At 66.7% G+C, this 12,622-nt stretch carries 15 protein-coding genes; 11 read left to right on the forward strand and 4 right to left on the reverse strand.

Annotated features, from left to right (window positions below; all coding sequences use genetic code 11):
* On the forward strand, positions 1–2,391 hold the full coding sequence (locus tag AACZ75_RS00320) for a prolyl oligopeptidase family serine peptidase (RefSeq protein ID WP_339870536.1): 2,391 nt from the start codon (positions 1–3) through the stop codon (positions 2,389–2,391).
* Here the strand turns inward: AACZ75_RS00320 and AACZ75_RS00325 are convergent.
* From AACZ75_RS00325 to AACZ75_RS00340, 4 genes are all read right to left on the reverse strand, one after another.
* A complete protein-coding gene (locus AACZ75_RS00325; protein ID WP_339870537.1) occupies positions 2,324–4,039 on the reverse strand; it encodes an asparagine synthase-related protein in 1,716 nt (571 codons plus the stop codon). The two genes, AACZ75_RS00320 and AACZ75_RS00325, sit on opposite strands and share 68 nt — an antisense overlap.
* A 2-nt stretch (positions 4,040–4,041) precedes the next feature.
* A complete protein-coding gene (locus AACZ75_RS00330; protein WP_339870538.1) occupies positions 4,042–4,707 on the reverse strand; it encodes a lasso peptide biosynthesis B2 protein in 666 nt (221 codons plus the stop codon).
* Positions 4,708–5,009: 302 nt separating this feature from the next.
* A complete protein-coding gene (locus tag AACZ75_RS00335) occupies positions 5,010–5,138 on the reverse strand; it encodes a hypothetical protein (RefSeq protein WP_293826810.1) in 129 nt (42 codons plus the stop codon).
* 70 nt (positions 5,139–5,208) lie between these two features.
* Positions 5,209–5,751 (reverse strand): GntR family transcriptional regulator, encoded by a 543-nt coding sequence (locus AACZ75_RS00340; RefSeq protein ID WP_339870539.1) that lies wholly within the window; start codon positions 5,749–5,751, stop codon positions 5,209–5,211.
* 339 nt (positions 5,752–6,090) lie between these two features.
* On the opposite strand from AACZ75_RS00340, the gene AACZ75_RS00345 reads away from it, so the two are divergent.
* The 10 genes from AACZ75_RS00345 to AACZ75_RS00390 all read left to right on the forward strand — a co-directional run bounded on the left by AACZ75_RS00345 (position 6,091) and on the right by AACZ75_RS00390 (position 12,622).
* Complete coding sequence (locus tag AACZ75_RS00345; protein WP_339870540.1) at positions 6,091–6,498, forward strand: XRE family transcriptional regulator; 408 nt, start codon at positions 6,091–6,093, stop codon at positions 6,496–6,498.
* An 80-nt stretch (positions 6,499–6,578) separates the two neighbouring features.
* A complete protein-coding gene (locus AACZ75_RS00350) occupies positions 6,579–6,842 on the forward strand; it encodes a helix-turn-helix transcriptional regulator (protein WP_339870541.1) in 264 nt (87 codons plus the stop codon).
* A gap of 77 nt (positions 6,843–6,919) precedes the next feature.
* On the forward strand, positions 6,920–7,546 hold the full coding sequence (locus AACZ75_RS00355; protein WP_339870542.1) for a lytic transglycosylase domain-containing protein: 627 nt from the start codon (positions 6,920–6,922) through the stop codon (positions 7,544–7,546).
* A 5-nt stretch (positions 7,547–7,551) separates the two neighbouring features.
* Positions 7,552–7,863 carry a TrbC/VirB2 family protein gene (locus AACZ75_RS00360; RefSeq protein WP_339870543.1) on the forward strand — a complete coding sequence of 104 codons (312 nt, stop codon included), beginning with the start codon at positions 7,552–7,554 and terminating at the stop codon, positions 7,861–7,863.
* Positions 7,863–8,045 (forward strand): hypothetical protein, encoded by a 183-nt coding sequence (locus AACZ75_RS00365; protein ID WP_339870544.1) that lies wholly within the window; start codon positions 7,863–7,865, stop codon positions 8,043–8,045. The genes AACZ75_RS00360 and AACZ75_RS00365 overlap by 1 nt, the downstream gene beginning before the upstream one ends.
* The gene (locus AACZ75_RS00370) at positions 8,038–8,373 is read left to right on the forward strand and encodes a type IV secretion system protein VirB3 (protein WP_339870545.1); all 336 of its coding nucleotides are present in this window, start codon (positions 8,038–8,040) and stop codon (positions 8,371–8,373) included. The genes AACZ75_RS00365 and AACZ75_RS00370 overlap by 8 nt, the downstream gene beginning before the upstream one ends.
* Entirely contained in the window at positions 8,366–10,741 is a 2,376-nt protein-coding gene (locus AACZ75_RS00375; RefSeq protein ID WP_339870546.1) for a VirB4 family type IV secretion/conjugal transfer ATPase, read from the forward strand. Before AACZ75_RS00370 ends, AACZ75_RS00375 begins: the two co-directional genes overlap by 8 nt.
* Positions 10,738–11,469, forward strand: a complete 732-nt coding sequence (locus tag AACZ75_RS00380) for a type IV secretion system protein (protein ID WP_339870547.1) — start codon at positions 10,738–10,740, stop codon at positions 11,467–11,469. The genes AACZ75_RS00375 and AACZ75_RS00380 overlap by 4 nt, the downstream gene beginning before the upstream one ends.
* Before the next feature lie 101 nt (positions 11,470–11,570).
* Positions 11,571–11,699 carry a hypothetical protein gene (locus tag AACZ75_RS00385; RefSeq protein WP_339870548.1) on the forward strand — a complete coding sequence of 43 codons (129 nt, stop codon included), beginning with the start codon at positions 11,571–11,573 and terminating at the stop codon, positions 11,697–11,699.
* 2 nt (positions 11,700–11,701) lie between these two features.
* Positions 11,702–12,622: a type IV secretion system protein gene (locus tag AACZ75_RS00390; RefSeq protein WP_339870549.1), complete on the forward strand. Its 921-nt coding sequence runs from the start codon at positions 11,702–11,704 to the stop codon at positions 12,620–12,622.

Here is a 12,622-nt window from a genome sequence, read left to right on the forward strand (position 1 = left end):
ATGCGCATCAAGCTGATCAGCGCGCTGAGCGCGCTTGCCCTGGCCTGCCCGTCGTCGGTGCTTTCGGAACCCCTGACGCTCGAAATCCTGCTCGGCCTTGAAACCTTCGGACGCATCGAGATTGACCCTTCCGGCTCCGTCGCCGTTTTTGAGGAGCGCCGCTCGAGAGGCGATCTTCCGCGCTACGACCTGCAGCCCGAGGGCGCTGTCCGGTACGCGAGAATTTACCGGTTCAACACTGAGGCCCCATCGGAGATCCGCCCTCTTCTGCCGATGGAAGACGACGCGGGCTACACCATGGGGCCATTCTCCGCGGACGGTTCCCGGCTGGTTGTCTTTCGCCTTCAGGACCTGGCGTTCCGGCTCGGAATTGTGGACCTGCGGGCTGGCACCGTCGCCTGGAGCGATCTTTCGCCTGAGAGCGGTGCATGGGGGCGATCGGTCCAATGGATTTCGGACAACGAGCTTCTCGTACTCGGCATGCCGGACGGCGCCTTGCCGCCCCGTCTCGCGATGCAGAACGCCACCCAGACCCGCCTCCCTGGTCTCTGGGCGCAAGCCGCTCGAGGAGAGCCCGCCTTCGTCTCGGTCGGACAGGGCGCCTCGGCGGAGGTCCGCGAGACCCGCATCCTGTGGCGAGTGAACGCCGACACGGGGGATGCAGTCGTTCTGACAAAGGGCGAGTTCCTGGATTTCGAAGCGTCGCCGGACGGAAGCCAGGTTGCTGTGCTGAGAGACGGTCCCTTGGCGCCTCCCCCCGGGCTGGACATGTCGACCGAGCTTCGCAGGGCGCGTTCATTGCGTCTTGTCGACACGCAGACGGGACTGTCAGTCGATCCGCCCGAGGCCGCAGACATTTCCACCAGCCTGCTCGGCTGGTCTGCGGATTCCTCGGCTCTTCTGGTGATGGACATCGGCGCAGCGCCCGCCCGTCTTCTCTCAGTCACCCCTTTGGGCGCGGTTCGGGATCGGACGCCGGCCGGGGTTACGCCTGATACGACAGTCGATGTCTTCGCAAGCCCCACGGCGCATGCCGCCTGGCTGGGCGACGGCGCCATCGTTCGCGGAAGACGAAACGGACAATTGGGCTGGTGGGCTCAACAGGGGACGGAAGTCGCCGCTGTCAGAAGTCTGAGTGAGGGCGGCCGGGTGTTAGCACAGGGTCAAGAGGCTGCTCTTCTCGAAGATCGCGGCCGTATTCTTCGCCTTCGACCCGATTTGTCATCGGAAGACCTCGGCCCGACAGGCAGCCTGTCACGCCCTTTGGGGATCTTCGGACATCGGCGCGCGACAGATCCAATGGGCGCCGACCAGGCGGAGGTCATTGCAGAAGGCGGCCGTCTGTGTCGCGTCTTCGCGGACGCCCAACCCTCACCGTCCACGTGCGTCGCCGCGTCGCCCGGCGCCAGCATCAATTGGGACCGCCAGATCAGTGTCGGCATTGGACGGGAAGGCCGCGCCCTCGACCGTCTTGAAATCCGCAGAGATGCAGGATCGGAGATCATTCGACGTCTCAATCCGGAGCTGGAGAATGTATATGTTCCGGAGCCCCACCTGATCACGGGCCCGACCGGAGCGCGAGGCTGGCTTTATCTGCCCGAGACCGCGACGGGCGAGCCCCCGCCGGTGATCGTCATTCCCTACCCGGGCAAGGCCTACCCCACCGCCCCTCGGGCCATGAGTCCCCAGGCGGTCCAGATGACACTGAATGGGGGGCTACTGGTCGCAGCGGGCTATGCGGTGATCTATCCGGATCTGCCCACGAACGCCGAACCGTCGGCCGGCCTCGCGGAGCGGATCCTGGCCGTCGTCGATGCGGCCGCCACGGATCGCTTGATCGATGGCGATCGTATTGGCCTCTGGGGCCACAGCTTCGGAGCATGGTCAGTCGTGATGAGCGCCGCGCAGTCCTCACGTTTCAAGGCGGTCGTTGCAGTCAATGGCCCCTACAATCTGCCGCTCTTTCTCGCCGGCATGTCTCCGCACCAGAGGATGCAGGGTGGAAACACCATCGACGCTATCGGGGGTGCGCGGTGGCTTGAGACCGGCCAGGCCGGGATGGTCCAGGCCTACTGGAGTGATCCAGAGCGTTACAGACGGGGCAGCCCTTTTGAACACGCCGACCGGATCACAGCGCCTATCCTCCTGTTCCATGGTGAAATGGACATCGCGCCCGTACAGGCAGAGCAAATGTATGCCGCACTTGTGCGTCTCCAGCGACCGGCAGCCCTGACCTACCTGTTCGGTGAGGATCACAGCATCCACAATCCGGGCAACGCCCGGATCTACTATGAGCAGCTGACCGCCTGGTTCGACCGGTACCTCAAACCCGAGACGACGCGATCCGGGCCTGCCATCGCCGCAGCCACGCTTCCGTCAACGCCAGAGTGAGCAATCGCGAGAACCCGCCTCGCCAGACCAGAGCCTCGCGCGTCATTTCGTCCGCGAGACCCTGCGGCAGGAGTCCCGCACCGGCCAGCTCGCCGTCGAGCAGGTAGTTTCGGAGGAAGTCGAGGTTCCGGGCTACGGCTTCACCATAGAAGGTGCCCAGCTCTCCCTTGGATCGCCGGTTGAAGATGGAGGGCGGGATAACGTCGGCGTAGGCGGCTCGCGCCGCGTAACGGTCTCGCCCACCCCACGTGAGATCAACCGAGGACCAGGCCAGACCGGCCTCCATGACCGGTTGGCTCAGGAGGGGATTGACGCATGGCCCGTGCCGGCTACGCACGGCGCCTCCCTGATAGGCTTGGCCCTTGACCAGCCCCAGTATCTGCATCGCCTTCGCGGGGGGCACGCCCTTGAGGTCGTCGAGCCAAGGGTGTTTCCGGTCACTCATCAGTGTGTGATGGGCTCGGCGGGCCCTGAGCCAGGTCTTCGGCCACAGCGACTGGCCCGTCCAGCGCGCCGCGCCATGGAGAACTTCCGCACGCGCTCGCAGACCCCTCTCCTGCACTTCGTCGAACGCGATCAGGAAGGTCGGCATCTGAAAGAAGACCACGTCGCCACCCTGCCCCGTTAGAGAGCCCCAGGCGCCCGAACTCTGCACCCTGGCCGCAATGTCATCGTTGTAGTCGGTGTCGAGGTCGTTGACCGGTGGCCGAAAACTGTCGGCCGACTCCGCGAGGCGGGGCGCCGAAAGCGTCAATCCATCCCGTCTCACCTCCGTGAGCCGGTAGCCGTATCGCTCGACCACAGGGCGCGCGAACTCGCGTTCGTCTCCTTCCGGGTCGTCCACGAAATGATTGACCCAGTGCGTGACCCGGGCCCGCTGGTGATCACTGAGCGCGCCTGCCACGATCGCCGAGTCCAGCCCACCGCTGACTTCTGCGACCCAGTTTCGGTCCCCCGCCAGTGCTTGCACCGCCCGATCGACCACCTCGCGAAGATCTGGTCGACGCCGATCCCGCGCGGTCCGGTAGACTTCGGATGGACGCCAGATTTGTCGGGACCGGACACCGGCTGGACCGATGCTGAGCAGTGCGCCGGAGGCCACCGGCGTGAACCCTGACAAAGCCAGTTCGTGGCGATAGCCGCCGCTCCTTCGCATGAGCCCTTTCACCGAGCCCCAGTCGATGGCGAGGTCATCAGGCATAAGACAGTTCAGGGCGGGCGGGGCGTTCGGCGCGATTACGCTCACGCCGTCCTTTCGCCAGGTCACCGCCTCGACGGCTCCGGATGGATCGCGCAGGATCGCTACATCGCCTGAGGTCCGACGAATGAGCACGTAGCGGCCCCAGCAGGAGGACACGATGTCCGTCGCGCGGTCTGCGTCGAGAGCGCGGCAGGCCATGACGCCCCTCTCGGCGGTCGAGAGCGGTCGCCCGGCGTGATCAAACATCTCGCCGATGATGGCGCCGTGGCCGTCGAGAGCCGCCACAATATCAAGCCTGGAGGTAGAGGGCGCATAGACCGCGATGAAGGGGTCGGCCACGCGGCGGCTCCACCCTGCCCCGGCGAGGCGGCGAGCGTTGGACCGGGACAGCGCCTCCAGCGCTGCGGCATTGTCCCCCACCAGAACGACATAGGCGTCCGCGGTCATGGTCAGATCGCCATGATGGGACGGTATATCGTCAGGGTATCCGGAGCCTGGCTCACGCAATGCTCGCCCACCTGGAGCCAGCAGTGCGCAAGGAACGGCCACACCCTGACGCCGAAGACCCACTCTGCATCCAGGTCTGCAGCGTTCAGGAACCGAAGCAGGAGTTCAGCCTGAAACAGGCAGGCGCCGACGGCCGGCGCATAGGGAAGCATCTGACGAAACAGGCCGACGCGCGAAGAGAGGGCCATGAGGTCATCCCGACGGCCACGTCGCCCGGAGACCTGGCGTGAGAGATCCTGAAGCGTCGGCTTGCGTCGCACCGTGTCTGCCCAAAGGATGGCGAATGTGGCCATGTCCCCGGCAGTGGGTCTGCCAACCGGCGCCTCCGGAAGTCGTCGAAGCGGAACTGACGGCGGCGGCAGGCGATGACGTTGCGTCCGGCCCGACTGGAGAAGCTCGCCGGCGGCCAGATCCAGCATCAGATCCATCGGTGCCTGCAGGTTCCCTCCCTCGACACGCACGTCGCCGCACTCCGGGACGAGAAGATAACCGTCCGTCGCCAGATCGAGCAGGACCAGATCCGACCCTACCTTCACCGCGTGAACCGCCTCGTCGAGCTCTCCGCGCTCGAGATGATCCTGGAATGGATTTGAGATGGCGGTCTGCATGTGGTTGTCCCGAACGAGATCTGACTGTCATTGGGCTTCGCGGGAGGGGGGCAGATCGGGCCGTCAACGATGACGGCCCGTCCGTAGTCAGCCGACCGGCATGTCCCACTTCATGTGGGAGTTGAGCTCGACCAGCTCGCCGTCCAATGCGGCGCGTGTCAGGCGTCGCGCGTGACCCAGCCGCAGCACTCGGTTGGTGGCTTTCATCGCCATTCTCCGTGTTGTCGTGACACCCCTCATGTTCGACGCCTCGTTCGGGGCATTCCGGGCGTCCGGGCCGCCCTCGCGGACGGCCCTCTCCGTCAGGCGCCCGGCGTGATGTCGTAGCGCTCGATGCCGTTCAGTTCGACGAACTCGCCTTCGACGCCAGCGCGGGTGAGCTGGCGAGCGGCGCCCAGGCGAACGAGGCGCGAGATGCTCTTGGTGGTCATAGTCGTCTCCTCTTTCTGAAGGTCGACAGAAGGTCGACGACGGACCATCAGCGCCCGATCCCAAATCGATTCAAACGATATTGCGCGTATATTCCGAGTGGCCGGGATCGAGCCGGCGGACGCGGGCGGCCAGCATGCCGGCAGCGATCCGCCACCGCGCGTAGTAGGCGCCCAGACGATCGTCGCTCTCCGCGGCCGCTGGTTGCGCCGGCGCCTCGCCGAGGCGACGCAGGGGCGCCAGCCGGCTGCGGACGCGCAGGAGGCTCTCGATCAGCGGCTGGCTTTCGCAATGCGCCATGACATCGGCGATCCACAGTTCAATCGTCGGATCAGTCGCGTCGATCGGATCGGCCAGTCCGGTGTCCCGCGCAGCAAGTCTGACATGGATGGCTTCCAGGTCCAGAAGGCCGAGGATGTCCTCGAGCGGCGTTGGGCGGGTGAAGTAACCAAGGCCTCTGCGATCCTCGACAAGGCCCTCGCCGCAAAGCCGTGAAAGCGCTTCGCGAACAGGACTGGTGCTGAGGCTGAGCGAAGCGGCGATATCAGCCACCGACAGGTGTTGGCCCGGCGCGAGACCGCCCTCAATGGCCGTGCGCAGACTCGCCAGCGCCATGCCGAAGGGATCACGCTGTCTCACCAAGGCCTCGCAACGTTCGGCACAGGTCCCCGTAGACGGACGACCGGCGGATTCGGGGGCACGCACGCGGGAGAGTGGCGTCTATACTGGTCTCCGCAAGAATATTGCGTCATGGCCGCAGCTTTTATGCTGTTGATCTTTATAGGCTTTCATTTGACGCAGGTCTGAGGCATTTTTCAACCTGTAGGGGTGCAGAGGTACTGATCGCGTGTTGTGGATGACGGGGGCATAGATCGACAGATGGACTCCCGGCAGCGTTCATCCCCCAACGCCGTCCTCTCCTCGAGCCTGCGGCTGATCCGAAGCCATCGGCGCATGCGTACGATCGACGTCGCCCAGGGAATGAACATGGCGCTCCGGTCCTACGAGCATTTCGAGTCCGGGGCGGGCCGTATCAACATCGAACGTATCCACCGCTTCGCCGAGGTGACCGACAGCGATCCACACGGGATCCTGGCCGCACTCGCGATCGGATCGCCCGCCTTCGCCTTGCGGTGCGCCGACAACAAACTGGCGACCATTATGGCCGTGGTGCTGCAGGAGTTTGACGAAGAAGCGGGCGACGCCATCATCGATCTCGATGCCCGCACCCTGATCAACACCTTCACCAAGACCCTGAAGGATCTGGCCGTCCAGTCCGTCCATCGCGACGCCGAGGCTGACGCCTGGCTCGAGGAGCGCCGGGCGAAGCTGATGCGGCCCGTGCGGGAAGACGGCAGCTGAGGTCGATCCGCTCCACCGTAGGCCTTCGGTCGTAAGGTTGCGGACTTTTCGCCGACCGGTTCCGCGCGGTTGGATGGTCCATGACCCGCGTCCCGATCCCCAAGGGCTCGACGTCCTCCCTCGTTGACGCCCTCTCGGACCGCCAGTTCGAATGCCTTTGCCTGGCGGCGTCCGGCCTCGCCTCCGCCGGCATAGCCGAGCGGATCGGCATATCCCCTCGCACGGTTGACGAGCATCTGGCCGCCGCCTGCGAGGCGCTCGGCGTTCGCACCCGCATCCAGGCGGTCGCGCGCCTCGCCATGGACGCCCGCGCCGCGGGGGAGCCCCGAATCTTCCTACCGTAGATCTCCGACGGAGCGCTCACGGGTCGCAGGGGGCGTCGCGCATCTGGTGAGGTGGAGCCTGCTCGCCGGAGGACCCGATGCTCGAACTCGCCGCCGTTCTCGCCCTTGCCCAGGCCTGCGCCCCCTCGGTGGCGCCTGAAACCCTGGCGGCGATCGCTCACGTCGAGAGCCGCTTCGACCCGCTTGCGATCGGAGTGAACCGCGGCGGACAGCGGCCACGACGCGCACGCGACGCGGCGGAAGCTTCGCGGGTCGCCCGGGAGTTGCTGGCCCGTGGCGCGAACATCGATCTCGGTCTGGCGCAGATCAACAGCAGCAACCTGTCCTGGCTGGGCCTGTCAGTCGAAGACGCGTTCGACCCGTGCCGCAATCTCGAAGCGGCCTCGACGGTCCTGAGAGCCGGTTATCGCGTCTCTGGCGACACAGCGGCTGACCGCCAGTCCGCGCTACGGATCGCCCTGTCCCGCTACAACACGGGCGACGCCGGCAGAGGCTTCCGGAACGGCTATGTCGGACGGGTCGAAGCGGCGTCCGTAACGCTGCGGCTGGCCGCGCCCCCAAGGCCACAGCCGCAGCCGACGCTCTTTGCCGTCGGTGCCCAGCCCGCCCCAGTTCCGTTCACGGTCGCGCCCTCGCCGGCCTGGGACATCTTCGGCCGCCCCGCCGCCGAACTCGTCGTCTTTTCAACCTCAGTCGAACGGTGAACCCGATGACCTCCAACGTGCATGCTCGCCGGCCGGCCCGGCATCTCGGGGCGCTCGTTTGCATCGCCCTCGCCACAACGGCCATCACGGCCCAGCCGGCCCTGGCGTCGGCGAACGTCGAGGGCCTGCTCCAGAACGTGGTGGACATGCTGACGGGCAACACCGCCCGACTGCTGGCGGTCCTGGCCGTCGTCGTCGTCGGCATCCTCTGGATGTTCGGTCTTTTCGACCTCAGACGCGCGGCGATTGTCGTCCTCGGGATCGTCGTGGTGTTCGGTGCGGCCGAGATCGTCAATCTGATCACCGGGGGCGCCTGATGCCGACCCCTGCGGCCATCACTCTTGGAACGGCGACCCTGGTGGTCGTGGCGCTCGGCCTGGCTCAGTTCCTTGGGCTGATTTCGCCGAAGCGGTTCGCCCAGCTGCTCGGCGGCGCGGCGTGCGGCCTCACCCTTGTCTGCACGGGCGTCTGGCTCGCCGATGGAGGCGGCCATGGGTGAGGAACGGCTGACCGAGGATCCCCTCTTCCTCGCCTGCACCCGCCCGGCGATGGTGATGGGCGTGCCGATGGAGGCGATGGGCGTCAACGTCATCGTCTCCGGCGTGGTCTTCCTGATCGGAGGAAGCCTGCTCTACCTGCTGGTCGCGCCCGCACTGCATCTGGTGTTCCGCGCCATCTGTCGTGCCGACCACAACGCCTTTCGTCTTCTCTTCGTTTACGTCGACACCAAGGGACGCAGCCGCAACGCCGCCCTGTGGGGCGGCAGTTCCGTTTCCCCTCTGCCGCTGGTGCGCCGTTACCGTCCTGCGGAGCTCATCCGTGGCTGACGACAGCATCTCCCCCGCCCGCCTGCGACGAGAAACCGAGGTCCGCTCCCAGCTTCCCTATGCCCGGCATTTGAACGACCATGTCGTCGCCCTCGACAGCGGCGCCCTGATGATGGTGTTTCAGGTCGGTGGCGCAAGCTTTGAGACGGCCGACGCCCGCGATCTCAACGACTGGCACGTCAAGCTGAACCAGGCTTGGCGCAATCTCGCAGACGACCGGCTCGCCGTCTGGCACCATATCGTCCGCCGGGAGGTCGCTGCCACGACCTCCGAGGGATACCGGTCGGCCTTCGCCGCCGGACTGGCCGCCGACTACGAGGCCCAGATGGCGGGCCGCCGCCTCTGGGTCAACGAGCTGTTCGTTATCCTCGTCCTGCATCCCGGACGAGACGGCGCAGACCGCGCCGCCGCCCTTATGCGACGGCTGCGTCAGGCGCGGCGCGATGATGGAGAGCTGATGACGGCCCAGGTCCGTCGGCTGGAAGAGGCCGGCCGTGACCTCGCCCAGTATCTCGACCGCTATTCGCCCCGGCGGCTGGGGCTCTTCGAGCGGGGAGGGCTTTGGTTCTCCGAGCCTCTCGAGATCATGGCCCTGATCCTCACAGGACGGCGTTCCCCCGCCCCTCTGGTTTTCGGCCATCTCGGCGCCGCCGCCTACACTGTCCGCGCGATCTTCGGACGCGAGACGCTGGAGTTGCGGGATACCGCGGGAGAACGGTTCGGCGGCATCCTCGCGATCAAGGAGTACCCGGCCACGACGCGCCCCGGCCTCTGGGACGCCCTGCTCAAGGCCCGGTTCGGCTTCGTGATGTCGCAGTCGTTCGCCTTCCTCTCCAAGCCGGCCGCGCGCGCCGTCATGGAGCGCAAGCAGAACCAGATGGTCTCGGCGAGGGACCGGGCCGGATCCCAGATCGCGGGCCTGTCGGAGGCGCTCGACGATCTCGTCAGCAACCGCTTCGTCATGGGCGAACACCAGGCGTCGATTGTGGTCCACGGCGACACGCCGGCCGATCTCGCCGATCATCTTTCGAAGGCGCGCGCCGTTCTGGCGGACTCTGGACTGGTGGTCGCCCGCGAAGATCTCGGCCTGGAAGCAGCCTTCTGGTCCCAGTTCCCCGGGGTATTTTCGAAACGGACGCGGCCGGCGGCGATCACATCCCGGAATTTCGCCGCTCTGGCGCCCCTGCACGCTCATCCGGTCGGCAAGGCGGAAGGCAATCACTGGGGACCGGCCGTCGCCCGGCTCAGAACCACGGCCGGTTCGCCGTTTCATTTCAACTTTCATGTCGGCGACCTCGGCCACACCTTCATCTGCGGCCCGTCGGGCTCAGGAAAGACGGTGGTCCAGAACTTCATGCTCGCGCAGCTCGAGCGGTTCGGAGCCCAGCAGCTGTTCATCGACAAGGATCGCGGCGCCGAGATTTTCGTCCGCGCGAGCGGCGGCGCCTATCTCGCCCTGCGCAACGGGGAGCCGACCGGTTTCGCCCCCTTCAAGGCGCTCACCCCTTCCGCCGGCAACCGGGCGTTCCTGATCCGGCTGATCCGGACCCTGGTGACGCGCCCGGATGAAACCCTGAGCGTGGCGCAGGCGCGGGCCATCGACGAGGGCGTCATCGCCCTCGAGGCCCTCCCCCGCGAGCGCCGCTCGATCGCGGCGCTGCGAAGCCTGCTGGGCCAGGCGGATGCTGGAGGGATCGGCGCGCGGCTCGAGCGTTGGCAGAAGGGCGGTCCCCTTGGCTGGGTTCTCGACAACGACGAGGACGCGATCAGCCTCGACACCCGCTTCGCCGGCTTCGACCTGACCCATGTGCTGGATCACGACGAGGTCCGCACGCCGGCGATGCTTTATCTCTTCCACCGGATCGCCGAGCGCGTCGATGGGCGCAGGCTGGTTCTCGACATCGACGAATTCTGGAAGGCGCTGGGCGACGCGGCCTTCACAGACCTTGCGCAGGACGGGCTGAAGACCTGGCGCAAGCAGAACGCCTTCATGGTCTTCGGCACCCAGTCGCCGGCCGACGTTCTCAGGTCACCGATCGCCCACGCGATTCTCGAGCAGTGCGCGACCAAGATCTTCCTGCCGAATGCGCACGGACAGGCGCGCGACTACGTCGAGGGATTCGGACTGACCCAGGAGGAATTCCGGCTCGTGCGCGAGGAGCTTACGCCCGAGTCGCACCGCTTTCTCGTCAAGCAGGGCCACGACAGCGTGGTCGTCGAGCTCGACCTTGCAGGTCAGGAGGACGTCCTGGCGATCCTCTCCGGCCGCGCCGAGACGGTCGCCCTGCTGGACCGGATCCGCGCCGAGGTCGGCGATGACTATGCGCAATGGCGCGCCCCCTTCCACGCCCAGAGGAGACTCTTGTGACCCTCCGTCATCTGGCGGCGTCAGCCGCACTCGCTTCCGCTCTGCTCTTCGGGGCGCCCGCCGCCCACGCCCAGTACGTCGTTCATGATCCCCGTGCGCTGGTCCAGATGATCGAGGATGCGCGAACCAGTCTTGAGCAGCTCCAGGCCCTGCAGGCGCAGATCGAGGAACAGCGCGCCCTGTTCGACAGCCTGAATGACCTGTCGGATGTGAATGGCCTGGCGATGGCGCTCGGCCTGCCCGAGGTCCGTAATCCCCTGCCCGACAGCCGCGCCCTGCGCGCCGCCGCCGACGGTGATCTAACCGCCTTGGGCGCGCTCGCCGACCGGGCCGGCGCGATCCGGCGCGAGACCCGACTGTTTACCCCCTCGTCCGGCGAACTGTCCGAGGCCGACGCCTATTATCGCGACAGCCTCGAGCGGGCCGGCGCCCGGACCGCCCGTGACCTCGCGATCGGCGAGGCTGTCGGCGAGGCCTCCGACCGACGGCTGGAGGGCCTGGAGACCTTGCGGCGGGCGCTCGACACCGCTCCAAATGCACGGGCGGTGATGGACCTTGAGGCGCGTCTCGCCGCCGAGCAGGCGCTGATCCAGAACGAACAGCTGCGTCTCCAGGGCCTTGCGGTCACCCAGGCGGCCGAGGCCCGCCTTGAGGAACAGAGACACCGCGAGCGCGCAGAGGCGGCTCGCGCCGCCCGCCAGGCTACCTACGAACGGGCATTCCAGTGAACCGCGGCCCGGTGCCTGGACTGTTCTGGCTTTTGAGCCTCGCTGCCTGCTCCCCTGCGGAACGGGACGCTGCAGCATTCGCCGCCGACCCCGAAGCGGCCGTGCGCACGATCGCGGACTGTGACGCCGGCGAGCGGCGTCGCGACTGCACAGCCGCGCGCGAAGGTCTGGCCGAAGCGCGCCGTCGAGAACGCATGGACGCCTACGCCCGGACGTTCGGTGAGCCCTGATCATGTCCTTCCGCGTCTTCGAGCCCAGCTACGACTTCATCGACGAACGCCTCAATGTGTTTCTGGGGGAGCGGCTCTCGTCGGTCATCGCCGAGGTCGATGGCCCGTTGCGCGTTGCCCTGCTGCTTTATGTGGTGCTCTACGGCATCGCCATTCTGCGCGGGGCGATCAGCGAACCCGTGATGGATTTCGCCGTCCGCTCCATCAAGCTGGCCCTGCTCTACGCGCTCGCCACGACGCCGGCCTATTCGACCTTCGTCACCGAACCGCTGTTCACCAGCATGCCCAACGCCCTGACCCGTGCGGTGAGCGGATCCGAGACGCCCAGCGTCGGGGCCGCCTTCGACCAGTTCTTCGCCTACGCCGCCTGGCTCGGCGAGGACATTTCGCGCGATGCCTCGGCCTTCAATCCCGCGCCCTATATCGTCGCCGCCGCCGTGTTCATCACCGGCGCCCTGGCTGCGGCGCTCGGATTCGGCGTAGTTCTGATCGCCAAGCTGGCCCTGGCCCTGCTCGTCACCCTCGGCCCGATCTTCATCGCCTGCGCCCTGTTCGACGCCACGCGCCGCTACTTCTTCGGGTGGCTCAGCCAGGCCGTGAACTATCTGGTCCTGTTCGCCCTGATCATCGTGATCTTCCAGCTGGTCCTGTCGCTGGTGCGCGATCAATGGGGCACGATCCAGGGATCCGATCCCATGATCGGCGGTCTGATCTTCATCGCCCTGTGCCTCCTGGGCGCGATCTTCTTCCTCCAGACACCCGCCATCGCGGCCGGCGTCGCGGGCGGCGCCAGCGCGGGTCTGGCCGACTTCGCCAATGCCGCCGCGCTGGGCTCTGGCTCGTCCGGACGCGCCCGGGGTCCCCTGGAGGCCAGCCGTCAGCCGCCGAAAGGCGGCGGGACCATCCGACCCAATGGAGCCTGA

It is taken from the genome of uncultured Brevundimonas sp. (assembly GCF_963975535.1).
Classification (GTDB): Bacteria; Pseudomonadota; Alphaproteobacteria; order Caulobacterales; family Caulobacteraceae; genus Brevundimonas.

Excerpts from the sequence above, each read along its gene's own strand:
- AACZ75_RS00330 (WP_339870538.1), bottom strand. The coding sequence starts at position 4,707 with ATGCAGACCGCCATCTCAAATCCATTCCAGGATCATCTCGAGCGCGGA.
- AACZ75_RS00325 (WP_339870537.1), bottom strand. The coding sequence starts at position 4,039 with ATGACCGCGGACGCCTATGTCGTTCTGGTGGGGGACAATGCCGCAGCG.
- AACZ75_RS00370 (WP_339870545.1), top strand. The coding sequence starts at position 8,038 with ATGGGTGAGGAACGGCTGACCGAGGATCCCCTCTTCCTCGCCTGCACC.
- AACZ75_RS00365 (WP_339870544.1), top strand. The coding sequence starts at position 7,863 with ATGCCGACCCCTGCGGCCATCACTCTTGGAACGGCGACCCTGGTGGTC.
- AACZ75_RS00335 (WP_293826810.1), bottom strand. The coding sequence starts at position 5,138 with ATGACCACCAAGAGCATCTCGCGCCTCGTTCGCCTGGGCGCCGCTCGC.
- AACZ75_RS00320 (WP_339870536.1), top strand. The coding sequence starts at position 1 with ATGCGCATCAAGCTGATCAGCGCGCTGAGCGCGCTTGCCCTGGCCTGC.
- AACZ75_RS00390 (WP_339870549.1), top strand. The coding sequence starts at position 11,702 with ATGTCCTTCCGCGTCTTCGAGCCCAGCTACGACTTCATCGACGAACGC.
- AACZ75_RS00345 (WP_339870540.1), top strand. The coding sequence starts at position 6,091 with ATGCGTACGATCGACGTCGCCCAGGGAATGAACATGGCGCTCCGGTCC.
- AACZ75_RS00350 (WP_339870541.1), top strand. The coding sequence starts at position 6,579 with ATGACCCGCGTCCCGATCCCCAAGGGCTCGACGTCCTCCCTCGTTGAC.
- AACZ75_RS00360 (WP_339870543.1), top strand. The coding sequence starts at position 7,552 with ATGACCTCCAACGTGCATGCTCGCCGGCCGGCCCGGCATCTCGGGGCG.
- AACZ75_RS00340 (WP_339870539.1), bottom strand. The coding sequence starts at position 5,751 with ATGGCGCTGGCGAGTCTGCGCACGGCCATTGAGGGCGGTCTCGCGCCG.
- AACZ75_RS00355 (WP_339870542.1), top strand. The coding sequence starts at position 6,920 with ATGCTCGAACTCGCCGCCGTTCTCGCCCTTGCCCAGGCCTGCGCCCCC.